Here is a 22,352-nt window from a genome sequence, read left to right as displayed (position 1 = left end):
CATAGGTGGGCTTGAGCCCCACTGTGCCGGTGAAAGCTGCCGGCTGGCGGATCGACCCGCCCGTATCCGTCGCCGTCGCCGCAAGACAGAGCTTCGCCGCCACCGCCGCCGACGAACCGCCCGACGAACCGCCCGGCACGAGCTTCGCATCCGAACCCCTGCGCCGCCACGGGTTCACCACCGGTCCGTAGAAGCTCGTCTCGTTCGACGACCCCATGGCGAACTCGTCATTATTGAGCTTGCCCAGCATCACCGCGCCATCGCGCCAGAGGTTCGCCGTCACCGTCGACTCGTAAGGCGGATGGAAGCCGTCGAGAATGTGGCTGCAGGCCGTCGTCAGCACGTCCTTCGTGCAGAACAGATCCTTGATGCCCAGCGGAATGCCTTCGAGCCGCCCGCCCTCGCCCTTGGCGAGCTTCGCATCGGAGGCCTTCGCCATCTCGAGCGCCTTCTCCGCCGTCGGCGTCACATAGGCATTGAGCGCGGACGCAGCCTCCATCTCCTTGAGATAAGCGCCGGTCAGCTCCGTGGAACTGATCTCTTTCTTCTTCAGCGCGTCGCGGGCGGCGGCAAGCGTCAGTCTGGTCAGGTCGCTCATCGTTTACTCCACCACCTTCGGCACCACATAGAAGCCGTCTTCCGCGCCGGGCGCGTTTCGCGTCACTTCCTTCTGGAGGTTTTCCACCTTCACGACGTCGTCGCGCATCTTCATGGCCACCGCCACGGCGCTCGTCATGGGCTCCACCTCGGCGGTTTCCACCTCGCCGAGCTGCTCCACCCAATCGAGGATGCCGTTGAGTTCCTTGGCCAGCGCCTCCAGCTCATCGTCCCGCACGGCAATCCGCGCAAGCCGGGCGATGTGCCGGACCGTTTTCTGATCGACCGACATAGGTCCGCCTTTGTTGGTGTTCGGAAAGGGCCAGCGCTGCCTCGGAACCTTCGCCCCGGCTACGCACCCCTTGCTCGTTGAATCGCGACGGAACATAACAAGCGGGGGGCCCGCGCCGCAACGCCGCCCGTACAATATATATGAGGGTCCCGATTGCGCCCGTTCCAGCCTCCCTCTATGGTCCGCCGCGCCGGACATTCCATAAAGGTAACAAGCACTTGAGCGCCAATGTGAAGCCTCTTGAGGGACTTGAGGAAGGCTTGCCCCGCCACGCCCGCCTGATGGGCGTCGATCTGGGGACCAAAACCATCGGCCTCGCGCTCTCCGATGTCTCGCGCTCCATCGCCAGCCCGCTCGAAACCATCAAGCGGACGAAGTTCACCGCCGATGCCGAACGCCTCATCGCGCTGGCGAAGAGCCACGACGCCGCCGCCCTCGTCGTCGGCCTGCCGCTTAACATGGACGGCACCGAGGGCCCACGCTGCCAGTCCACCCGCGCCTTCGTCCGCAACCTCGAAAAGCTGACGGACCTTCCCGTTGTCTTCTGGGACGAGCGCATGTCCACCCAGGCCGTCACCCGCACCCTCCTCGACGCCGACGCCAGCCGCGCGCGCCGCGCCGAACTCGTGGACAAGATGGCCGCCTCTTACATCCTCCAAGGCGCCCTCGACCGCCTGCGGCGGCTTTAGGTTTTGGTATTGTCATTGCCGGGCTTGACCCGGCAATCCAGTAGCCGCCGTCAGGCGGCGTCCCGCTTCACAAAAATGGCTCCGCGATCCGCGACATGGCGGTTTGTCGCTTCCCTCCCTGGATGCCCGGGTCAAGCCCGGGCATGACATTCTTTTTTTGATGATTTGTCGATGGTCCGGCGAGATACCTCTCATCTCGCCCTCTCGCCCGCCCCTCCGCCTTCTGCTACGAAAGGGAACAACCGCCGCACGGCAGAACAAGGCGGGCCTCAACAAGAACCGGCTTTCCCATGCTCCCCATCCTGAATTCCCTCGTCCCCGTCTTCCTCGTCATCGCGCTCGGCTTCGTCATCAAGCGGATGAATTTTCTGGACGACGGCATATGGGCGCCGCTCGACCGCCTCACCTACTACATCTTTTTCCCCGCGCTCCTCCTCCACACGCTCGCGACCGCCAATCTCGCCGACTACGACATCTGGCCCATGGCCTCCGCGCTCGGCGCGGGCCTCTTCTCCATGGTCGCGATCCTGATGATCCTGAAGGCGGTGCTGCCGCTCACCGGCCCGCAATTCTCTTCCGTCTTCCAGGGCGCCGCGCGCTGGAACGGCTTCGTCGCGCTGGCCGCCATCGGTTCGATCTTCGGCCCAGAAGGCGTGACGCTCGCTGCCGTCGCCTTCGCCGTCCTCGTGCCGGCGGTGAATGTGCTCTCGGTGCTGATCCTCACGCGCTATGCGGGCGACACGCCGGCCGGCATGGGAACGGTGCTGCGCCTTCTCTCGAAGAACCCGCTCATCCTCGCCTGCGCGGCGGGCATCGCGTTGAACGTCTCGGGGATTGGACTGCCCGGCCCGCTCGCGCCGACCTTCAAGATTGTCGGCGCCGCCGCGCTCACCATCGGCCTCATCGCCATCGGCGCGGGGCTCCAGCCGAAACACGCGCTCGAAACCGGCTGGATCGTCGCCCTCACGAGCGGATTGAAACTTCTGGTCATGCCCGCGCTCATGGCGGGCTGGTGCATCGTCTTCGGCGTCACCGGCCTGCCCGCCGCCGTCGTCCTTCTCTGCGGTGCGGTGCCTGGCGCCACCTCCTCCTACATCCTCGCCCGCCAGCTCGGCGGCGACGCAACCCTGATGGCGAGCCTCATCACCGGCTCCACCATCCTCGCCGCGATCACCATGCCGGTCATGTTGTGGCTGCTGGGGTAGTTCACTCTCCACCCAATACCGTCATGGCCCGGCTTGTCCGGGCCATCCACGTCTTTCTTCAAAGCGTCTTCGGCAAAGACGTGGATGACCCGCATAAAGTGGGTCATGACGAGACAGGAAAAGGTGGACGCTACCCAGCCACCCGCGCCCGCTCCACAATCGCCCTCACATCCGCGCCCGCCGGCAGCGTCCCGTAGACATCACCCCAGTCGCGCCCCAGCCGCGTCTGGCAATAGCCATCCGACACGAACGAGGGCGCGTGCTGCAACAGGATCGCACCCGCCGCCACCTTCGCCATCTGCTCCACGATCTGCCGCGACCGCGCCTCGAGCGAGCCCATATCCGTGAAAGCATCCTTCAGCGCCTCGAGCGCGCCGTCATAGGCCGCGCTCGCACCCCGTGCCCTGTCGAGTTCCGCGAACACGATTTCGAGCGCCTGCGGCTCCCGCGCCAGCGCGCGCAGCACATCAAGGCACATCACATTGCCCGAGCCTTCCCAGATCGCGTTCACCGGCATCTCGCGATAGATGCGCCCCGCGATCCCTTCCTCGACATAGCCATTGCCGCCAAGGCACTCCATCGCCTCATAGGCGAGGTTCGGCGCGCGCTTGCAGACCCAGTATTTCGCAACCGGCGTCATGATCCGCCGAAAGGCTGCCTCCGCCTCGTCCTCATGCGCCCGGTCGAACGAGCGCGCGACGCGGAACGACAGCGCCGTCGCCGCCTCCGTTTCGAGCGCAAGGTCCGCCAGCACATTCGCCATCAGCGGCTGGTCGATCAGCTTCTTCTGGAACACCGTGCGGTAGGAACAATGATGCACGGCCTGTGACACCGCCTGACGCATCATCCCCGCCGTCGCCACCGCGCAATCGAGCCGCGTATAGGTCGCCATCTCGATGATGTTGCGCACGCCGCGCCCTTCCTCTCCGATCAGCCACCCGCTCGCCGCCTGGAACTCGACCTCGGACGACGCATTCGACTTGTTGCCCACCTTCTCCTTCAGCCGCTGGATGCGGATCGCATTCACGCTGCCATCGGGCAGGAAGCGCGGCATGAGGAAGCAGGAGATTCCCCCTCCCTTTCCGTTCGCGGAGGGCACCTGCGCCAGCACAAGGAACGCATCGCACATCGGCGCGGAGAAAAACCACTTGTGCCCAGTGATGCGATATTCCTCGCCCGGCCCGCCGCCAGAAACGGGATGCGCCTCCGTCGTGTTCGCGCGCACATCGGTGCCGCCCTGCTTCTCCGTCATCCCCATGCCGAAGGTCACGCCCGTCTTCTCGCCCGCCGGGGCGAAGCCTTCGTCATATTCGCGGGAAAGAATCCGCGGCACCCATTCCTTCGCCAGCGACGGCTGGAACAGCAGCGCCGGCACCGCCGCATTCGTCATGGTGATGGGGCAGCCATGCCCCGCTTCCACCTGCGTCATCATGTAGGTGCCCGCAAGCCGCGCCACGACGGCGCCGGGCTTGGGGCTGGCGTCGAGCCCCTCCTTCAGATAATCCCAAGGCGAGCCATGCAGCCCCTGCTCGACCGACAGCGACATCAGCGCATGATAGGAAGGATGGAACTCCACCCGGTCCGCCCGGTGGCCGAAACGGTCGAAACTCTTCAGCACCGGCAGATAGCTGTTCGCCTGCCGCCCGAGATCGATCGCCTCCGCGCTCCCGGTCACGGCGCCGAATTTCGCAAGCGACGCGCGCGCATGGCCGGCACCCTCCCGCTCCACCGCCTCCTGAAGCGCCCTGTCGCCCGTAAAGAGGTTCACATCCTCCAGCGGCGGCGGCTGGTTGAACACCTCATGCGTCGCGAAATCGGCTGGCGTTTCCATTTCTGCGGCCATGGCTCGAACCTCTTTTCCGGGGGCTGGCCCCGAGGTTAACACTCCGCTTCCCCATGGGCCAATTCCACCTTGCCGCCCCCCGGAATCGGCCCTATACAATGCGGCTTTAATGACCAACGCTGACAAACAGCTTTCGCCCGTTTTCCCGCACCGGCACCTGCTCGGGATCGAGGGCCTTTCCCCTTCCGACATCACCGCCCTTCTCGACCTCGCCGACACCTATGTCGAGCAGAACCGCCAGGTCGATAAGAAGGGCTCCGTCCTTCGCGGCCGCACCCAGATCAATCTCTTCTTCGAGGCCTCCACCCGCACGCAGAGCTCCTTCGAGCTCGCGGGCAAGCGCCTCGGCGCGGATGTGATGAACATGTCGGTCAGTTCTTCCTCCGTGAAGAAAGGCGAAACGTTGATCGACACGGCGGTGACGCTGAACGCGATGCACCCCGATCTCATCATCATCCGCCACCAGAGTTCGGGCGCCGTCGAGCTTCTCTCGCAGAAAGTCTCCTGCTCGGTCATCAATGCGGGCGACGGCGCACATGAGCACCCGACACAGGCGCTGCTCGACGCGCTGACGATCCGCCGCCGCAAGGGCAGGCTCGAAGGCCTCCGCGTCGCCATCTGCGGCGACATCCTGCACAGCCGTGTCGCCCGTTCGAACATCCTGCTGCTGAACGCGATGGGCGCGCGCGTCCGCGTCATCGGCCCGCCGGCCTTGATGCCCAAGGGCATCGAGCGTCTCGGCGTCGAGGTCTTCCATGACATGAAAAAAGGGCTCGAAGGCGTTGACATCGTTATGATGCTCCGCCTCCAGCTTGAGCGCATGGCCGGCTCCTACGTGCCGAGCCAACGCGAATATTTCCACTTCTACGGCCTCGACTATTCGAAGCTCGCCCATGCGAAGCCGGACGCGCTCGTGATGCATCCCGGCCCCATGAACCGCGGCGTCGAGATCGACAGCGCCGTCGCCGACGACATCGACCGCAGCCTCATCCGCGAACAGGTGGAAATGGGCGTCGCCGTCCGCATGGCCGTGCTCGACGCACTCTCGCGCAACCTGCCGAACGAGCTCGCACTCGCCGGAGGCCGCTCATGAGCCGCACCGCCTTCACCAATGCCCGCCTGATCGACCCGGCCAGCGGCTTCGACCAACCGGGCGGCCTCCTCGTCGAAAACGGCCTCATCGCCGATCTCGGGCCCCATCTCTTCAATGACGGCCTGCCGGAAGGCGCCGAAGTGGTCGATTGCCGTGGCCGCGTCCTCGCGCCCGGCCTCATCGATTGCCGCGTCTTCACCGGCGAGCCCGGCGCCGAGCATCGCGAAACGCTGGCGCTTGCCAGCAAGGCGGCGGCGGCGGGCGGCGTCACCACCATGATCGTCATGCCGAACACCGATCCGGTGATCGACGATGTGGCGCTGGTCGATTTCATCGAACGCCGCGCCCGCGACACCGCCATCGTCAACGTCCACACCATGGCCGCCCTCACCAAGGGCCTCCATGGCGAGCAGATGACGGAGTTCGGCCTCCTCCTCGAAGCGGGCGCCGTCGGCTTCACCGATGGCGTGAAATCCGTCGCCAATGCGCAGGTCATGCGCCGCATCCTGAGCTACGCCGCCCATCTCGGCGCCCTCGTCGTGCAACATGCCGAGGAACCGGCACTCGCCACCGGCGTCATGAACGAAAGCGAACTCGCCGGCCGCCTCGGCCTCGCGGGCATCCCCGCCGTCGCCGAAACCATCATGATCGAGCGCGATCTGCAGCTCCTCGAACTTACCGGCGGGCGCTATCACGTCTCGCAGATTTCCTGCGAAGCCTCGGTGGAAATCGTCCGGCGCGCCAAGACGCGCGGCCTCCCCGTCACCTGCGGCGTCTCGGCGGCCCATCTCCAGCTCAACGAGAACGACGTCCAGTCCTACCGCACCTTCTTCAAGCTTTCGCCGCCGCTCCGTTCCGAGCAGGACAGGCTTGCCCTCGTCGCGGGCCTCGCCGACGGCACCATCGACGTCGTCGTCTCAGGCCACGATCCGCAGGACCCGGAAGTGAAGCGCCGCCCCTTCGCGGAGGCGAATTTCGGCGCCATCGGCCTCGAAACGCTGCTGCCCGCGGGCCTCGCCCTCGTGCATAACGGCGACCTGCCGCTCGGCCGTCTCCTCGCCGCCCTCACCTGCATTCCTTCCGATCTTCTCGGCCTCGGGCGCGGACGCCTCGTCACCGGCCTTCCTGCCGATCTCATCCTCATCGATACGGACGTGCCGTGGAAGCTCGAACCGGCTAGTCTCAAATCGATCTCGAAGAACACACCCTTCGAGGACCGCCTCTTCCAGGGTCGCGCACTCCGCACCATGGTCGGCGGACAAACGGTCTATGTTCACGGCGAAGACGCAGACCGATAATCTGCGTAACGACAATTCTTCCTCACCCTCCCCCTGTGGGAGGGTCAAACGGCCGCAGGCCGTTTGGGGAGGGGTAAGGGGAGGATACCAACGCAATGCCCGCCGCAATCGATTTCACGGCCGCAGCACCCTTGCTGCTCGTCGCGCTGGTGCTTGGTTATCTGCTGGGCTCCATTCCTTTCGGCCTGCTGCTGACGCGCCTTGCCGGCCTCGGGGATATTCGCGACATCGGCTCCGGCAATATCGGCGCGACGAACGCGCTGCGCACGGGCAACCGCTGGGTCGCTATCGGCACGTTGATCGGCGATGCGGGCAAGGGCGCGGTCGCCGTCCTGATATCCGGTCTTCTCGCCGCGCAAACCTCGGCGGATCAGACATGGATGCTCAGCCTCGCCGCGCTAGGCGCCTTCCTCGGACACCTCTATCCCGTCTGGCTCGGCTTCAAGGGCGGCAAGGGCATCTCCACCTTCATCGGCATCCTGCTCGCGCTTTACTGGCCGGTCGGCCTTCTCTTCTGCGCCACCTGGGCAATCGTCGCCCTCGTCTCGCGCTACTCCTCGCTCTCCGCACTCGTCGCCGCGCTTCTGACGCCCGTCTATCTCGCCTGGCTCGACCGCTGGGAACTCGTCGGCCTCGGCGTCGTTCTCGTCGCTCTCGTCTACATCGCGCATCGCGGCAATATCGGGCGGCTGCTTTCCGGCACGGAACCGCGCATCGGCCAGAAAAAGGCCGAAGACACGGCCGAGGGCTGATCCGCGTGGCGGCGGCGCTCCCCGCCGCGGAACGGCTTGCCCGGCTTCGTCTTGCCCGCAGCGAAAACATCGGCCCCGTCACCTTCCGCGATCTTCTCGATCATTTCGGCAACGCCGTCGCAGCGCTCGACGCCTTGCCGGAGCTCGCCGCGCGCGGCGGCGCGAAGCGCAACATCGTGATCGCACGTCAGGCCGATGCCGAAGCCGAAATCGCGAAGACCGAAAAGCTCGGCGCCCATCTTCTCGTCCTCGGCGACGAGGCCTATCCCGCCCGCCTCGCGGCGCTGGATCCGCCGCCGCCCGTCATTTCGCTCAAGGGCGATCCTGCCCTCGCCGCGCGGAAATCCATCGCCATCGTCGGCTCGCGCAATGCCTCCGCCGCCGGTCGGCGCATTGCCGGCGACATGGCGCAGGCCTTTGCAAGCGAAGGCTTCACCGTCGTCTCCGGCCTCGCCCGTGGCATCGACACCGCCGCGCACCGCGCTTCGCTCGCAGGTGGCACGATTGCCGTCCTCGCGGGCGGCGTCGACATCGTTTATCCGGAGGAAAACCGGGAACTGCAGGAAGAGATCGCATCGCGCGGCGCCATCGTCACCGAAATGCCGCCCGGCACGAGCCCGCAGGCGCGTCACTTCCCGCGCCGCAACCGTCTCATCTCCGGTCTTTCGCTCGGCGTCGTCGTGGTGGAGGCGGCGCTGCGCTCAGGTTCACTCATCACCGCCCGCTTCGCCCTCGAACAGGGCCGCGATGTCTTCGCCGTGCCGGGATCGCCGCTCGACCCGCGTGCGCAAGGCGCGAACAAACTCATCAAGGACGGCGCGCCGCTCGTCGAAAATGCCGCCGACGTCATCGCCGCCCTGGCGGAGCCGCTCGGCCATCGCTTTCGCGAACCGGAACCGCCCTCCTTTGCGCCGCGCGCCGCCAATGCGCCGGATGCCGATGCGGATACGCGAAAGCTGGTGCTCGCCGCGCTCGGGCCCACGCCGACATCCATGGACGAAATCGTCCGCCAGTCCGGCGCACCCGTCCAGCAGGTGCGCGCCGTCGTGCTGGAACTCGAACTCGCGGGCCGCATCCACCGCGATCCGGGCGACCGCGTCAGCCTTCTTCCGCTCTAGATTTCGTCGCCGCCCCGTCCCGCCGCCGACCGGCCGAGCATCAGCAACCGTGATTCTTCCGCCGCCACGCCGATCAGATAGGCGAGAAACCCGAAACCGCGCTTGTCCGCCATCCGGCGCGACGCGATCATCAGGTCGAGGAGATAGGCCGCGACGGCTTCGTCGTCGGCATCCGTCAGGTTCTCGGGCAGGTTGGACGTGCTTCTGAGGCGCGGCGCCAGGTCTTCCGCGCTGCGTGCGTCGCGAGCCATGTCTCTGGCTTCCTGCACGCTTTCGGCACTCAACAGGGGCTTGCGCATCGCCGGCTATCCTTTCTCGCCCCCGCGGGCGGAGACACAGTTCCGCGCGAAAAATCACGCCAAGGAACTAGATCGATAGGCTAGATTGTGGGAGAAATTGCCGTCTCACGCCCAGCCCCAACTGGGTTCAAACTGGCGCGAGATGCACCGCTCCAATTTTCCGAGGAAATCCGCCGCATTTGACAGGCCCCGCCCTTTTCACCATTTTCTGCCGGCGGTCCGGCACGGGCCGGCAGCGGCGGTGCTCTTGGCTTTTCACGCAATGTCGGTGTAAAGCGCGCCCGGGCTCCCCGGGCCGGCGTGCTGGTTTGGCCTCGGCGCGGCCCTTGAATGCGCCCTTATTAATAAGAGAGTTGAAGCGGTCCAATGGACGTTGTCATTGTTGAGTCGCCTGCCAAGGCGAAGACGATCAACAAGTATCTCGGCAAGGGCTACAAGGTCCTCGCCTCCTACGGCCATGTCCGCGACCTCCCCTCGAAGGATGGTTCGGTCCTCCCCGACGAGGACTTCTCGATGGCCTGGGACGTCGATGCCAAGTCCCAGAAGCGGCTGAACGAAATCGCCGCCGCCGTGAAGGGGGCCGATCGCCTGATCCTCGCCACCGACCCGGATCGCGAAGGCGAGGCGATTTCCTGGCACGTCCTCGAAGTCCTGAACAAGAAGAAGGCGCTGAAGGACATCGAGGTCCAGCGCGTCGTCTTCAACGCCATCACCAAGAAATCCGTCACCGAGGCGATGGAGCATCCGCGCGGCCTCGACAAGGAACTGATCGACGCCTATCTGGCGCGCCGCGCGCTCGACTATCTCGTCGGCTTCACCCTCTCGCCCGTTCTCTGGCGCAAGCTTCCCGGTTCGCGTTCCGCCGGCCGCGTGCAGTCGGTCGCGCTCCGTCTCATCTGCGACCGCGAACTCGAGATCGAAGCCTTCCGCGCCCGCGAATACTGGACGGTCGAAGCGGACATGAAGACGGCGGCGAAGGCGCCCTTCGTCGCACGCCTCGTCGGCATCGACGGCAAGAAGCTCGACAAGTTCGACATCCCGGATGCGAAGACCGCCGGCGAGATCGAGGCGCGCATCAAGGCCTCGCGCTTTTCCGTGAAGTCGGTCGAGAGCAAGCCCGCGCGCCGCAATCCGAACCCGCCCTTCACCACCTCGACGCTGCAGCAGGAGGCCGCGCGCAAGCTCGGCTTCTCCGCGAGCCGCACCATGCAGGTCGCACAGCGCCTCTACGAAGGCGTCGAGATCGACGGCGAGACGACCGGCCTCATCACCTATATGCGAACCGACGGCGTGCAGATCGCGCCTGAAGCGATCGCGCAGGCCCGCACCGTCATCAACAACGAATTCGGCGAGGCCTACCTGCCGGATGCGCCCCGCGTCTACACCACCAAGGCGAAGAACGCGCAGGAAGCGCACGAAGCGATCCGTCCGACCGACATCGCCCGGCTGCCGAAATCCGTTGCCGCGCGTCTCGACGACGATCAGCGCCGCCTCTACGAACTCGTCTGGAACCGCACCGTCGCCAGCCAGATGGAAAACGTGCAACTTGAGCGCACCACCATCGAGATCGAGGCGGACGACGCGCCGATCAACCTGCGCGCCACCGGTTCCGTCATCGTCTTCGACGGCTTCCTCCGCCTCTACCAGGAAGGCCGCGACGAGCCCGATGAAGGCGACGAGGGCAACCGTCTGCCCAAGGTCGCGCGCGGCGACAGGCTCGGCCTCGACAAGGTCCGCCCCGAACAGCATTTCACCGAGCCCCCGCCCCGCTTCACCGAGGCGACGCTCGTCAAGCGCATGGAAGAGCTCGGCATCGGCCGTCCCTCCACCTATGCCTCCACGCTGCAAACGCTGCGCGACCGCGATTATGTCCGCATGGACAAAAACCGCTTCGTCCCGCAGGACAAGGGCCGCCTCGTCACCGCCTTCCTCGAAAATTTCTTCTCCCGCTATGTCGAATACGACTTCACCGCGGAACTGGAAGAAAAGCTCGACAAGGTTTCGGCCGGTGAACTCGACTGGAAGGATCTGCTGCGCGAATTCTGGAAGGACTTCACGGTCAATGTCGGCGAGGCGCTGGAACTGCGCATCACCGAGGTGCTCGATCGTCTCAATGAAGTCCTCGCGCCCCATGTCTTCCCCGACAAGGGCGACGGTTCCGATCCGCGCCAATGTCCCTCTTGCGACAATGGACGCCTGTCGCTGAAGGTCGGCCGCTTCGGCGCCTTCGTCGGCTGCTCCAACTATCCCGACTGCAAGTTCACGCGCCAGCTCACCGCCGGTGCGGAAGGCGAAGAGGTTGCGGGCGACCGCGTGCTCGGCACCGATCCCGAGACGGGTGCCGAAATCTCGCTGAAGACCGGCCGCTTCGGTCCTTATGTCGAGCGCGCCCCGCTCGAACCGGACGACAAGCCGAAGCGCAGCGGCCTGCCCGCGAAAATGTCCGCCGCCGATGTCGATCTCGACACCGCGCTGCGCCTTCTCACGCTCCCGCGCGAAATCGGCATCCATCCCGAAACCGGCAAGAAGATCACCGCCGGCCTCGGCCGCTTCGGTCCCTTCGTCCTCCACGACGGCACCTATGCGAACCTGAAGGACCCCGAAGAGCTTTTCGACATCGGCCTGAACCGCGCCGTCGCCGTGCTTGCCGAAAAGATCGTCCGCGCCGAAGAGCGCGCCGGCAAGGTGCTGAAGGAACTGGGCGAGCACCCGGACACCGGCAAGCCCGTGCAGGTCCGCGAAGGCAAATACGGTCCTTACGTGAAGCATGCGAGCACCAACGCAACGCTCCCGAAATCGGCAAAGCCCGAAGACGTGACGCTGGAGCAGGCCCTCGCCCTCGTCGCCGAGAAGGACGAAAAGAGCGGCAAGGGCAAGAAGAAGCCCGCGAAGAAAGCGGCCGCCCCGAAAAACAAGACGAAGGAACCGGCGGCAAGGAAACCCGCCGCGAAGAAAAAGGCGCCGGCGAAGAAAAGCCCGGCAAAGAAAGCCGCACCGAAAAAGCCCGCGGCGAAAAAACCCAAAGCCACTGAAATGGCGGATTGACCTTGGCCGAACGCAAGCCCGCACGGGGGGCACCGAAAAAGCCCGCAGCCGGAAAGAAGAAAACTGGCGGCGGCGTGCCCACGCGCGAGCAGATCCTCGCCTTCCTTGCCGACAATCCGGGCAAGACGTCGAAGCGCGAGATCGGCCGCGCCTTCGGCGTGAAGGGCGACGATCGCATTCCGCTCAAGCAGCTCCTGAAGGCCATGACGGAAGACGGCCTCATCGCGAGAGACGAAGCGAAAAACCTTCGCCGCACCGACGCGCTCCCGCCCGTCACCGTCATCGAGATCACGCATACCGACACCGACGGCGAGCTGATCGCGCGCCCCGTCTCCTGGCCGGGCGAGGAGCCCGCGCCGCTGATCGTCATTGCGCCGGACACCTCGCGGAAGAAGCGCGACTACGACGAACCGCCCGCGGGCGTCGGCGACCGTGTGCTCGCCCGCATCGAAAAGGTCGAAGACGAGGACGAAGCCTATCCCTACGAAGCGCGCGTCATCCGCCGCGTCGGCAAGGGCGCGGAGCGCGTCCTGGGCCTCTACCGCGCCAACGCAAAAGGTAAAGGCGGCCGCCTCATCCCCGTCGAGAAAAAGGCGCGCATGGAATTCGAGGTCGCGCCCGAGGATGTCGGCGAGGCTGAGGACGGCAATCTCGTCCTCGGCGAAACCATCCCCGGCAAGCGCTACGGCCTTGCCCGCGCGCGCATCCGCGAAGTCTTCGGCGACAGCGAGGACCCGCGCTCGATCAGCCTCATCGCGATCCACACGCATGGCATCCCGGATGCCTTCCCCGACGAGGTCATCGCCGAGGCCGAAGCCGCAAAACACATGGGCCTCAAGGGCCGCACCGACCTGCGCGACATTCCGCTCGTCACCATCGACCCGGTGGACGCGCGCGACCATGACGACGCCGTCTGGGCCGCGCCCGATACCGACCCGAAAAACGAAGGTGGCGTCGTCGCCATCGTCGCCATCGCCGATGTCGCCGCTTACGTCCGCCCGAATTCGCCGATGGACCGCGAGGCCCGCAAGCGCGGCAACTCGACCTACTTTCCCGATCGCGTCGTGCCGATGCTGCCGGAGCGCATCTCCAACGATCTCTGCTCGCTGATCGACGGCGAGGATCGCGCCTGCCTCGCCGTGCGCATGGTCTTCGACCGCAACGGCAACAAGCGCTCCCACGAATTCATCCGCGGCCTCATGCGCTCCGCCGCAAGCCTCTCCTACCGTCAGGTCCAGGAAGCGATCGACGGCCGCCCCGACGATGTCGCAGGCCCCCTGCTCGATCCCGTCCTGAAGCCGCTATGGGCGGCCTACCGCATCATGGCCAAGGCGCGCGACGAGCGCGGCCCCCTCGATCTCGATCTCCCCGAACACAAGATCGACATCGGCGCGGACGGACGCATCGCGGGCGTGCGCATCGGCGACAAGTTCGAATCGATGAAGCTCATCGAGGAGTTCATGATCCAGGCGAATGTCTGCGCCGCCGAGCAGGCAGAGGCCGTTCGCCGCCAGGTCATCTACCGCATCCACGATGCGCCCTCGCGCGAGAAGCTCGTCGCCCTTGCCGAATTTCTCGCAACGCTCAACCTGAGCTTCACCAGGGGCGAGAACATCCGCCCGGCGAATTTCAATCGCATCCTGAAGCAGGTCGACGGCACCGAACACAGCCGCATCGTCTCCGACGTCGTGCTCCGCAGCCAGGCGCAGGCCGTCTACGCGCCGGACAATATCGGCCATTTCGGTCTCAATCTCCGCCGCTACGCGCACTTCACCTCGCCCATCCGCCGCTACGCCGACCTGACGGTCCATCGCGCGCTGATCGCGGGCCTCGATTTCGGAAAAGACGGCCAGACGGATGCCGAGCTCGCCGAACTTGTCGAAATCGCCGAACACATCTCCACCACCGAGCGCCGCTCCATGCTCGCCGAGCGCGACTCGAAGGACCGCTTCATTGCCGCCTTCCTCGAGGCCCGCATCGGCGCCGAGTTCACGGGCCGCGTCGCGGGCGTGACGCGCTTCGGCCTCTTCGTGAAGCTCGACGAGACCGGCGCGGACGGCTTTGTCCCCGTCTCCACCCTCGGCGGCGACTTCTTCCACCATGACGAGATCATCCACGCCCTGATCGGCGAGCGGACCCGCGTCGCCTATCGCCTCGGCGATGCCGTCCGCGTCCGCCTCGAGGAGGCCGTGCCGGTCACGGGCGGCCTGCGCTTCGAACTCCTCGAAGGCGGCAGCGAAGCCCCCAAAGGCGCCGGGCGGCGCACCCGTTCGCCCGCCGGCCGCGGCGGCCCGAAACGTGGAAAATCCGGCCCGAAAGCCCCCCGCGGCGGCTCCCGCCGCCGCTGATCCGTCCGGAAAGCCCCCCGCGGCGGCTCCCGCCGCCGCGGATCCGTCCGGAAAACAGAGCGCGCGGCCTGACGCGCGGCAACCTGCCACATTTCGCCCGCGCTCCATTCCGACCATTTTCGTCGGGCATCGCCCTAATGTGAATCCCGAGCGAGCCATGAGTATACCGATGGATATGAGCGACACCCGCCTCTACGAGACGATCGAGACCGCGCCCCGCCCGGCGTTCACCTCGATTCTGCGCGGCTTCGGCGGCCTTTGCCCGTCCTGCGGCCGCGGCCGCATCTTCCACAGGTTCCTCAAGGTGGCCGATGCCTGCCCGAATTGCGGCGAGGAGCTCCACCACCACCAGGCGGACGACGCGCCCCCCTATTTCACCATCATGATCGTCGGCCACATCGTCGTGCCGCTCATGCTCTGGCTGGAACTCGACTACCTGCCGCCGCTCTGGGTCCATGCCGCGATCTGGCCGACCCTCACGCTCCTGCTCTCGCTCTGGTTCCTGCCGCGCATCAAGGGCGCCGTCGTCGGCTGGCAATGGGCGCTGCGCATGCACGGCTTCGACGGCGTAAAACACGACGACTGACGCCGCGTCTTCCTGCTCTCTTACCCACCCTCCCCTCGGGGGTGAGAGGCAGTTCGCATTCTGCGAACAAAAAGGTCCGGTGGACCTTTTTGAGCCTCGAACGCCCTGAGCAATGCGAAGGGCAGAGAAATTCCAAATGGAATTTTTCGGGGCGAGGGCTCTCGTTCCGTCGGGAAAGATGCGTTATCGCCGCCGCCGCTGGACTTTCCCTCTCCCCAGCGGGCATCCTGTCGCCAACACGCAATAAAAAAGACAGGGACGGAAGCATGAGCGGAAGCGAAGGGGCGGTTTTCGACCCGAAGAAATCACGCGAGCAGGAATATCGCGAAAGCACCGAGGGCCGCGCCGTGCGTCCGCGCGATGCCTCCACGCTCATCATCGTCCGCCGCGATGCCGCGCATCCCCAGGTTCTCATGGGCCAACGCCACGCGAACCACAAATTCATGCCCAACAAGTTCGTCTTTCCCGGCGGCCGCGTCGACCGCGCCGACAGCCGCGTGAAGCCCGCCGAGGAATTGCGCGATCCCGTCGCCCGCCGCCTCCTCGTGCGCATGCGCGGAAGGCCGTCCGAACTTCGCGCCCGCGCGCTCGCCATGGCCGCCATCCGCGAAACCTTCGAGGAGACAGGCCTCATCCTCGGCAAGCGCATTGCCGCGCCGCAGACGAGCAAGCACCCGGACTGGAACGACTATCTCTCTCAAGGCGTCGCGCCCGCGCTCGGCACGCTCGATTTCGTCGCCCGCGCCATCACCCCGCCCTATCGCACGCGCCGTTTCGACACGCGCTTCTTCATCGCCGATGCCGAAGCGATCGAAGGCGATCCCACGAAGGTCGGCGGCTCCGGCGAATTGCAGGGCCTGCACTGGCTCACGCTCGACGATGCGCGCGGCCTCGACCTGCCGAACATCACGCGCGTGGTGCTGGACGAACTCGACGAACGCCTCGCCCTCTCGACCGTCGCGCAGCGCCGCCGCGCCGTTCCCTTCATCCACTTCCGGAATGGCAACGCCATCCGCGACGCCATCTCGGATTGACCTCATGACAGCTCCCGCAATCGTCAGGCGCGGCATTCGTCCGCGCGACGCCGCAAGCCTCGTCCTCATCGACACGGCGGAGGACGAACCGCGCATCCTCATGGGCCGCCGTCATTCGCGCATGAAATTCGTGCCCGACGCCTTCGTCTTTCCGGGCGGCAAGCTCGATGCGGGTGACAGGGGCGTGCGCGCCGCTTGCGGCTTCGGCCACCTGACCGCGCGCATGATGGAAGGCGCCGCCGCCTCGCGCGCAAAGGCGGAAGCCCTTGCCGCCGCCGCGATCCGCGAAACCTTCGAGGAAACGGGCCTCCTCGTCGCCGCGCCCGGCGATGTCGGCATCGTCGCGGGCGAAGGCTGGGAACCCTTCCGCGAGCGCGGCCTCGCACCCCGCCTCGACGTGCTCGATTTCGTTGCCCGCGCGATCACACCCGCCTCCAGCCCCATCCGCTTCCACGCCCGTTTCTTCGCCGCCTCTGCGGAAGTCGCAACGGGCGAGGTGAAGGGCAGCGGCGAACTCGAAGACCTCGGCTGGTATCCGATTTCGCAGGCGCTGAAACTTCCCGTGATCGACGTGACCGAATTCGTCCTCCACGAAATCGCCCGCCGTCACAAAGGCGAAACCCGCTCGCGCATCCCCCTCTACAGCTACCGCAACGACAAGCCGGTCGTCCGGGCCTGAGATTGCCTCTCTTCGTCATTGCGAGGAGCGAAGCGACGAAGCAATCCAGGGGCCGCAAACGCGGAGAAAGCCGCCCTGGATCGCCACGGCCGCTTGCAGCGGCCTCGCGATGACGGCCTTTTGAGAGCGAATACGAATCTCCACTCCCAATTCCTCCCCTACCCAAACCCGCAAAAACGCGCTATCGCCTTCGGCAATGACCGAAAAGCACCTCACCATGCTGGCCGACGCGCCGCTCACCGGGCCTGAGCGCAAGCGCAGCCTCGTCGCCGTCATCGCCTGCATCTCCGTCGTCGGCATGGGCCTCGGCGTCTCGATCCCGCTGCTTGCCCTGCTGATGGAGCGCAACGGCGTTCCCGCCTCGCTCATCGGCCTCAACACGGCAATGCCCGCGCTCGCGACCTTCGTGCTCACGCCGTTTATCCCGGCGCTCCTCCGCCGCATTCCGGCGATCCCGTTTCTCCTCTCCTGCATCGCCATCTCCGCCATCGCGATGCCCGCCTACTATCTCTTCCCCAATGTCTGGCTCTGGTTTCCGATCCGCTTCGTCAACGGCATCGCCTTCACCGGCCTCTTCGTCGTCAGCGAGTTCTGGATCAACACGCTCGCCGACGAGAAAAACCGCGGCCGCCTCATCGGCATATACGGCACCGTGCTGTCCTGCGGTTTCGCCTCCGGCCCCGTTCTCCTCTTCCTCGTCGGCACGGAGGGCGCCGCGCCCTTCGCCGTCATTGCTCTTCTGATCGCGGTGGCCGCCCTTCCGCTGCTTCTCTTCGGCCGTGGCCTCGCGCCCCGCGTCACCGAACGTCCGACCAGAAGCTTCGCGAGCTTCTTCATCGCCGCGCCCGCCGCCACGCTGGCGGGCCTCGTCTACGGTGCCACGGAGACCAACATCTTCAACATGCTGCCGGTCTATGGCGTGCGCATCGGCATGACCGAACAGACCGCCGCCTTCGTCCTGTCGATCTTCGCGGCGGGCAACATTCTCTGCCAGGTGCCCATCGGCCTCTGGGCCGACCGCACGGACCGGCGCTTCGTCCTGCTCGTCTGCGCGACGGTGGGCTTCCTCGGCGTCCTCGCCATTCCCTTCGTCGCCCATTCGATCTGGCTCTTCGCGCCCACGCTCTTCCTCTTCGGCGGCGTCGTGGTCGGCCTCTACACGGTCGGCCTCACCCTCCTGGGAGAGCGCTTCCGGGGCGCCGACCTCGCCTCCGCCAATGCCGCCTTCGTCATGATGTATTCGATCGGCGCCCTCATCGGCCCGCCGCTCGCGGGCGGCGCCATGGACCTATGGGACCCCCATGGCCTGATCATCGCCATGTCGGGCCTCTGCGGCCTCTATGTCGCGGTGGCGGGCTGGCGCTATTTCACCGCCCCGCGCCAGCCCCGCTCCCCGGAGTAAAGCGGCCTTTTGCCCCTGTTTCCGCGCGCCGCTTGACTTCCGCCGCGCCGTGAGTAGCCTGCGCGCAACTCCGCACATCCCCGGCTTCGGGCTGGATTGCGTAACGATGACCTCGTGGGCGGCTCGCCTGCGCAACTCAAGGATTTCGCGACATGGCGAAGCCAGCTTCCATCAAGATCAAGCTCGAGAGCACGGCGGGCACCGGCTACTTCTACGTCACCAAGAAGAACAGCCGCACGATGACCGAAAAGATGGTCATCAAGAAATACGACCCGATCGCGCGCAAGCACGTCGAGTTCAAGGAAACCAAGATCAAATAATAAAACTCTCTTCCCACCCTCCCCACCTTGGCGGCTTGTCCGCCAAGGCGAACAAGATGGGGGAGGGTCGAAATTTTCAAGCGTAGCGAAGGAAATTTCGGGGCGGGGGGACGCGAACGAACCGCATAAAAAAGAGCCGGTCCCGCAAGGGCCGGCTCTTCTCTATGACGGCTCTTCTCTATGAAAGGTGGCCGGCCGGGAATTCGCGGCTTATCAGAGGAGGCCACTCCACAACCACGCGCCCGGCCGGCCGTGCCTCGCGGACCCAGGAGATGCGGCGGACCTGAGCGCCCCACGAGGACACGTATCGCTGCCAGGAACTTGCCCGACTCACCCCCCAGCAAGAGCGGGAAGACGTTGGCAGCGAAACGATGAACTTCATTAAAGGTATCACGCTCCTCTGTCCCAATAAAGGACAGAGACGCCTCCGCGCGCCCCTATTGTGCATTCGACTTCGTTAACCATGAATTTTTAAGGTTAACGCGCCCGCGCCGTCGCAAAGTCTCGTGAAGACTGGGCGAATTCTGTGTGACTTGTCTTGAGAATTGGCTGCTCAGGCCGCTTCCGCGACCACGCGGTTCCGCCCGTCCCGCTTGGCGCGGTAGAGCCCCTGGTCGGCCCGCTCCAGCAGCTTGGCCACCGTATCGTGCGGTCCATGCGTCACGCCGATGCCGATGCTCACCGTCACATCGAGCGTCCGCCCCGTCTCGTCGAGCCTGAACGGCTTGGCCGCCACGCATTGCCGGAGCCGTTCGGCAATCGTCATCGCATAGGCGAGATCGGTGTCCGGCATGACCACGACGAATTCCTCGCCGCCCAGCCGGCACGCGAGATCGACGCTGCGCACATTGCCCGAAATCCGCTCCGCGAATTCCTTGAGCACCATGTCGCCCGCCGCATGGCCATAAGTGTCGTTGACGGCCTTGAAGTAGTCGATGTCGAAAATGAGCAGCGCGACGGACTTGCCCGTATTCGCCGCCTCTTCGACCAGCGTCGCCAGATGGCCTTCCATGTAGCGCCGGTTGTAGAGCCCGGTCAGCCCGTCGGTGATTGCGAGTTCGAGCCCCTGCTGGAACTTGTCGCGCAGATAATCCTGATAGCGCTTGCGGCGAAGCTGGCTGCGCGCGCGGGCGACGAGTTCGTTGCGCTCGATCGGCCGCACCAGATAGTCGTTCACGCCCATGTCCAGCGCGCGCACGAGGCGGCCTGTGTCGCCTTCCTCCACGATCGCGAGGATCGGCGTCTGCCGCGTCGCTTCGATCGAGCGGAGCTGCGAGCAGAGTCTGAGCCCGTCATATTCCTGCAGCGTCAGGCTCACGATATGAAGGTCGAAATCGCCGCTCGACGCGAGCCGCACAAGTTCTTCCTGCGTCTCGGCAACGGTCACATGATGTTCGTTCGCCAGCGTCTCTGTGATGCGCTTGAGCGAGGTCGGCCTGTCGTCGATGACGAGGATGCGGCCGGGCTCTCCCATCAGGAAATTGTCGCCGGAGGCCGTCAGCGCGCCGATGCGCTGCCCCGTCGCCTCGCGCATGCGAAGCTCGTCTGTCACCATCTTCAGGCGCACGAGGCTGCGCACCCGCGCAAACAGCGCCAGATCGTTGAGCGGCTTGGTGAGAAAATCGTCGGCGCCTGCTTCAAGGCCCTGCACGCGGTCTTTCGGCTGGTCGAGCGCCGTGACCATGACCACGGGAATGTGTTCCGTCTCCGGCATCGCCTTCAGCCGCCGGCAGACCTCGAACCCGTCCATGCCCGGCATCATCACGTCGAGCAGGATGATGTCGGGCTGCTGCTCTTTCGCGGCCTCCAGCGCTTCCGGACCCGAGCTCGCCTTGAACACGTCGAAATACTCGGCGGTCAGCTTGGCGTCGAGCAGCTTCAGGTTCGCCGGAACATCGTCGACAATGAGTACGCGCGCGGTCACTGATGCCTCGTTCTGTGAATAGAGGCTCTATCGCAGGAAACGCTGAACCGTTTCCAGGAACTGGGTCACGGAGATCGGCTTAGAGATATAGGCCTCGCAGCCGCCCTCGCGGATCTTCTCTTCGTCGCCCTTCATCGCGAAGGCGGTCACGGCGACGACCGGAATGGAGCGGAGGTTGTCGTCTTCCTTGATCCACTTCGTCACTTCGAGCCCCGACACCTCCGGAAGCTGGATATCCATGAGGATCAGGTCCGGCCGGTTCGTGCGCGCGATTTCGAGCGCCTCGATTCCGTCGCGCGTCTGCAGCGTCTCATAGCCGTGTGCGTCGAGAAGATCGTGGAAGAGCTTCATGTTGAGCTCATTGTCTTCGACGATCAGGACCTTCTTAGACATTGCGTCCATAGCTCCAGAACTCCACCTCTGCCGGGTGAGCCTGCACCCGAAAGCCGAATCCCGGCTGGGATCGGCGTAGTTGCTTGTCAGGCCATATGACCCGAATATCGTTAACTAAGTCTTTAACCCTCTGTCCCAAAAGCGCGGCTTTCCAAGGGTTTCCCATTTAACGCCCGCTATGATTAAGTTTGCGTGTCTGCGCCCTTTCCGGCGCCAAGCTTTGGAAAATTCACCCCATGACGAGAGACGAGGCCGAACTTCTGGCGATCCGCGCCCTCGGCCATATCGCCGCCGATGATGACCTTCTGGGAGACTTTCTGGCTCTTTCCGGCCTTTCGCCGGACGAATTGCGCACCCGCGCCGCCGAATCGGAATTTCTGGGCGGAATCCTCGATTTCCTGCTCGCCGACGAGGCCCGCCTCCTCGCCTTCTGCGAATCGGAGGAACTGGAGCCCCGCCTCCCCGGCCTCGCCCGTCAGGCGCTGCCCGGCGGCGAACGGGTGGAATGGACATGACGGTAAAAAATGATCCCGGCTCGACGGCGGGCGAGGTTGCGGGTGCCCGCCCCGCCCCGCGCGACCCCCTCGCCATCGACGAGAGCGTCATCCCCCAGATCGATGCGCTGGAGCTGGTGCGCGGCCGCCCTCTCATCGTCTCGGACGCCGACGAGGTGCTGCTGCAATTCATGGTCGGCCTCGAGCGCTATCTGGAGACGCAGGACCTCTGGATCGACCTCCAGAGCTTCGCCCTCACCGGCAACATCAAGCGCAAGGACAACAACGAGCCCGTGCCGCCCTCCGCCATGCCTGCCCTCCTCGACGCCTTCTTCGCCGCCTCCGCGCATGATCTCGATGTCGTGCCCGGCGCTGCGGAGGCGCTTACCATCCTCTCGGAACGCGCGCAGATCGTCGTCCTCACCAACGTGCCGCTCGAAGCGAAGGCGCGCCGCGAGGCCTCGCTCGCCGCGCAAGGCATCCCCTTCCCCGTCATCGCCAACAAGGGCCTGAAAGGCGGCGCCGTCCGCCGCCTCGCCGGGCGCGTTGAAGCGCCCGTCGTCTTCCTCGACGACATCCCGCACAATCTCTCCTCGGTTGCAAAGGCCCACGCGCCAACGACGCTCATCCACTTCATCGCCGACCCCCGCCTCGCGAAACTCCTCGGCCCCGCCCCCGATAGCCACTTCCACACGACCGAATGGTCCGCCGCCCGCCGCTTCATCGAGGAACGTCTGGACACGGAGGATTTCTAGAAGACATGAAAAAATAGAAACGTCATTGCCGGGCTTGACCCGCCGGTGTCCGGTTTAATTCTCCAATCCAAAAATCACCGTCATGACCCGGCTTGTCCGGGTCATCCACGCCTGCCCCGGCGAAAGCCGGGGTCTTTCTTTTCTTCTATTCCGTGCCGCAAAGACGTGGATGGCCCGCATAAAGCG

21 protein-coding genes are annotated in these 22,352 nt (G+C 65.4%); 15 read left to right on the top strand and 6 right to left on the bottom strand.

All coding sequences use genetic code 11. The annotated features are described in order from the left end of the window. Positions 1–598 (bottom strand): amidase (locus ACKUUH_RS15200; protein ID WP_407950745.1); only part of this gene is annotated, 598 nt, incomplete at its 3' end. A gap of 3 nt (positions 599–601) precedes the next feature. Continuing rightward, entirely contained in the window at positions 602–889 is a 288-nt protein-coding gene (gene gatC / locus ACKUUH_RS15195; protein ID WP_407950744.1) for an Asp-tRNA(Asn)/Glu-tRNA(Gln) amidotransferase subunit GatC, read from the bottom strand. A 281-nt stretch (positions 890–1,170) separates the two neighbouring features. Here gatC and ruvX point away from each other — a divergent pair, with 281 nt between their 5' ends. Next, the gene (gene ruvX, locus ACKUUH_RS15190) at positions 1,171–1,578 is read left to right on the top strand and encodes a Holliday junction resolvase RuvX (protein ID WP_407950747.1); all 408 of its coding nucleotides are present in this window, start codon (positions 1,171–1,173) and stop codon (positions 1,576–1,578) included. Positions 1,579–1,868: 290 nt separating this feature from the next. Further along, positions 1,869–2,783 carry an AEC family transporter gene (locus ACKUUH_RS15185; protein WP_407950743.1) on the top strand — a complete coding sequence of 305 codons (915 nt, stop codon included), beginning with the start codon at positions 1,869–1,871 and terminating at the stop codon, positions 2,781–2,783. 130 nt (positions 2,784–2,913) lie between these two features. Here ACKUUH_RS15185 and ACKUUH_RS15180 read toward each other — a convergent pair whose 3' ends face one another. Then, positions 2,914–4,626 (bottom strand): isovaleryl-CoA dehydrogenase, encoded by a 1,713-nt coding sequence (locus tag ACKUUH_RS15180; protein ID WP_407950742.1) that lies wholly within the window; start codon positions 4,624–4,626, stop codon positions 2,914–2,916. A gap of 109 nt (positions 4,627–4,735) precedes the next feature. Between ACKUUH_RS15180 and ACKUUH_RS15175 the strand changes: the two genes are divergently transcribed. The 4 genes from ACKUUH_RS15175 to dprA all read left to right on the top strand — a co-directional run bounded on the left by ACKUUH_RS15175 (position 4,736) and on the right by dprA (position 8,887). Next, positions 4,736–5,719, top strand: a complete 984-nt coding sequence (locus ACKUUH_RS15175) for an aspartate carbamoyltransferase catalytic subunit (protein WP_407950741.1) — start codon at positions 4,736–4,738, stop codon at positions 5,717–5,719. Beyond that, positions 5,716–7,017 carry a dihydroorotase gene (pyrC, locus tag ACKUUH_RS15170; RefSeq protein ID WP_407950740.1) on the top strand — a complete coding sequence of 434 codons (1,302 nt, stop codon included), beginning with the start codon at positions 5,716–5,718 and terminating at the stop codon, positions 7,015–7,017. Before ACKUUH_RS15175 ends, pyrC begins: the two co-directional genes overlap by 4 nt. Positions 7,018–7,112: 95 nt before the next feature. Next, positions 7,113–7,769, top strand: a complete 657-nt coding sequence (gene plsY / locus ACKUUH_RS15165) for a glycerol-3-phosphate 1-O-acyltransferase PlsY (protein ID WP_407950739.1) — start codon at positions 7,113–7,115, stop codon at positions 7,767–7,769. After that, positions 7,769–8,887, top strand: coding sequence for a DNA-processing protein DprA (dprA, locus tag ACKUUH_RS15160; protein WP_407950746.1), 1,119 nt, complete (start codon positions 7,769–7,771; stop codon positions 8,885–8,887). The genes plsY and dprA overlap by 1 nt, the downstream gene beginning before the upstream one ends. On the opposite strand, the gene ACKUUH_RS15155 is transcribed toward dprA, so the two are convergent. After that, positions 8,884–9,186 carry a hypothetical protein gene (locus tag ACKUUH_RS15155; protein WP_407950738.1) on the bottom strand — a complete coding sequence of 101 codons (303 nt, stop codon included), beginning with the start codon at positions 9,184–9,186 and terminating at the stop codon, positions 8,884–8,886. The two genes, dprA and ACKUUH_RS15155, sit on opposite strands and share 4 nt — an antisense overlap. 366 nt (positions 9,187–9,552) lie before the next feature. Between ACKUUH_RS15155 and topA the strand changes: the two genes are divergently transcribed. The 7 genes from topA (at position 9,553) to rpmG (ending at position 18,600) form a co-directional block, all read left to right on the top strand. Continuing rightward, on the top strand, positions 9,553–12,231 hold the full coding sequence (topA, locus tag ACKUUH_RS15150; protein WP_407950737.1) for a type I DNA topoisomerase: 2,679 nt from the start codon (positions 9,553–9,555) through the stop codon (positions 12,229–12,231). A 2-nt stretch (positions 12,232–12,233) separates the two neighbouring features. Further along, positions 12,234–14,579 (top strand): ribonuclease R, encoded by a 2,346-nt coding sequence (rnr, locus tag ACKUUH_RS15145; RefSeq protein WP_407950736.1) that lies wholly within the window; start codon positions 12,234–12,236, stop codon positions 14,577–14,579. A 157-nt stretch (positions 14,580–14,736) separates the two neighbouring features. Further along, positions 14,737–15,165, top strand: a complete 429-nt coding sequence (locus ACKUUH_RS15140; RefSeq protein ID WP_407950735.1) for a DUF983 domain-containing protein — start codon at positions 14,737–14,739, stop codon at positions 15,163–15,165. A 266-nt stretch (positions 15,166–15,431) separates the two neighbouring features. Beyond that, entirely contained in the window at positions 15,432–16,199 is a 768-nt protein-coding gene (locus tag ACKUUH_RS15135; RefSeq protein WP_407950734.1) for an NUDIX hydrolase, read from the top strand. A gap of 4 nt (positions 16,200–16,203) precedes the next feature. Then, a complete protein-coding gene (locus ACKUUH_RS15130) occupies positions 16,204–16,878 on the top strand; it encodes an NUDIX hydrolase (protein WP_407950733.1) in 675 nt (224 codons plus the stop codon). A 196-nt stretch (positions 16,879–17,074) separates the two neighbouring features. Next, positions 17,075–18,280, top strand: a complete 1,206-nt coding sequence (locus tag ACKUUH_RS15125) for an MFS transporter (RefSeq protein ID WP_407950732.1) — start codon at positions 17,075–17,077, stop codon at positions 18,278–18,280. A gap of 152 nt (positions 18,281–18,432) precedes the next feature. Further along, entirely contained in the window at positions 18,433–18,600 is a 168-nt protein-coding gene (gene rpmG, locus ACKUUH_RS15120) for a 50S ribosomal protein L33 (RefSeq protein ID WP_293206945.1), read from the top strand. A 553-nt stretch (positions 18,601–19,153) separates the two neighbouring features. On the opposite strand, the gene ACKUUH_RS15115 is transcribed toward rpmG, so the two are convergent. Together ACKUUH_RS15115 and ACKUUH_RS15110 are read right to left on the bottom strand one after the other, a co-directional pair. After that, positions 19,154–20,524 (bottom strand): PleD family two-component system response regulator, encoded by a 1,371-nt coding sequence (locus ACKUUH_RS15115; protein WP_407950731.1) that lies wholly within the window; start codon positions 20,522–20,524, stop codon positions 19,154–19,156. A gap of 27 nt (positions 20,525–20,551) precedes the next feature. Next, positions 20,552–20,917: a response regulator gene (locus ACKUUH_RS15110; protein ID WP_407950730.1), complete on the bottom strand. Its 366-nt coding sequence runs from the start codon at positions 20,915–20,917 to the stop codon at positions 20,552–20,554. Positions 20,918–21,153: 236 nt separating this feature from the next. Between ACKUUH_RS15110 and ACKUUH_RS15105 the strand changes: the two genes are divergently transcribed. Beyond that, a complete protein-coding gene (locus ACKUUH_RS15105; protein ID WP_407950729.1) occupies positions 21,154–21,432 on the top strand; it encodes a DUF3572 domain-containing protein in 279 nt (92 codons plus the stop codon). Next, positions 21,429–22,166 (top strand): hypothetical protein, encoded by a 738-nt coding sequence (locus tag ACKUUH_RS15100; RefSeq protein ID WP_407950728.1) that lies wholly within the window; start codon positions 21,429–21,431, stop codon positions 22,164–22,166. Before ACKUUH_RS15105 ends, ACKUUH_RS15100 begins: the two co-directional genes overlap by 4 nt. The last annotated feature ends 186 nt before the right edge of the window (positions 22,167–22,352 follow it).

It is taken from the genome of Parvibaculum sp. (assembly GCF_045863935.1).
Classification (GTDB): domain Bacteria; phylum Pseudomonadota; class Alphaproteobacteria; order Parvibaculales; family Parvibaculaceae; genus Parvibaculum.
This window is presented reverse-complemented; position numbering and strand designations above follow the sequence as displayed.

Bases quoted from the DNA above. Each gene is read 5' to 3' on its own strand.
- gatC (WP_407950744.1), bottom strand. From the start codon at position 889: ATGTCGGTCGATCAGAAAACGGTCCGGCACATCGCCCGGCTTGCGCGG.
- ruvX (WP_407950747.1), top strand. From the start codon at position 1,171: ATGGGCGTCGATCTGGGGACCAAAACCATCGGCCTCGCGCTCTCCGAT.
- ACKUUH_RS15185 (WP_407950743.1), top strand. From the start codon at position 1,869: ATGCTCCCCATCCTGAATTCCCTCGTCCCCGTCTTCCTCGTCATCGCG.
- ACKUUH_RS15180 (WP_407950742.1), bottom strand. From the start codon at position 4,626: ATGGCCGCAGAAATGGAAACGCCAGCCGATTTCGCGACGCATGAGGTG.
- ACKUUH_RS15175 (WP_407950741.1), top strand. From the start codon at position 4,736: ATGACCAACGCTGACAAACAGCTTTCGCCCGTTTTCCCGCACCGGCAC.
- pyrC (WP_407950740.1), top strand. From the start codon at position 5,716: ATGAGCCGCACCGCCTTCACCAATGCCCGCCTGATCGACCCGGCCAGC.
- plsY (WP_407950739.1), top strand. From the start codon at position 7,113: ATGCCCGCCGCAATCGATTTCACGGCCGCAGCACCCTTGCTGCTCGTC.
- ACKUUH_RS15155 (WP_407950738.1), bottom strand. From the start codon at position 9,186: ATGCGCAAGCCCCTGTTGAGTGCCGAAAGCGTGCAGGAAGCCAGAGAC.
- topA (WP_407950737.1), top strand. From the start codon at position 9,553: ATGGACGTTGTCATTGTTGAGTCGCCTGCCAAGGCGAAGACGATCAAC.
- ACKUUH_RS15140 (WP_407950735.1), top strand. From the start codon at position 14,737: ATGAGTATACCGATGGATATGAGCGACACCCGCCTCTACGAGACGATC.
- ACKUUH_RS15135 (WP_407950734.1), top strand. From the start codon at position 15,432: ATGAGCGGAAGCGAAGGGGCGGTTTTCGACCCGAAGAAATCACGCGAG.
- ACKUUH_RS15130 (WP_407950733.1), top strand. From the start codon at position 16,204: ATGACAGCTCCCGCAATCGTCAGGCGCGGCATTCGTCCGCGCGACGCC.
- ACKUUH_RS15125 (WP_407950732.1), top strand. From the start codon at position 17,075: ATGACCGAAAAGCACCTCACCATGCTGGCCGACGCGCCGCTCACCGGG.
- rpmG (WP_293206945.1), top strand. From the start codon at position 18,433: ATGGCGAAGCCAGCTTCCATCAAGATCAAGCTCGAGAGCACGGCGGGC.
- ACKUUH_RS15110 (WP_407950730.1), bottom strand. From the start codon at position 20,917: ATGTCTAAGAAGGTCCTGATCGTCGAAGACAATGAGCTCAACATGAAG.
- ACKUUH_RS15105 (WP_407950729.1), top strand. From the start codon at position 21,154: ATGACGAGAGACGAGGCCGAACTTCTGGCGATCCGCGCCCTCGGCCAT.
- ACKUUH_RS15100 (WP_407950728.1), top strand. From the start codon at position 21,429: ATGACGGTAAAAAATGATCCCGGCTCGACGGCGGGCGAGGTTGCGGGT.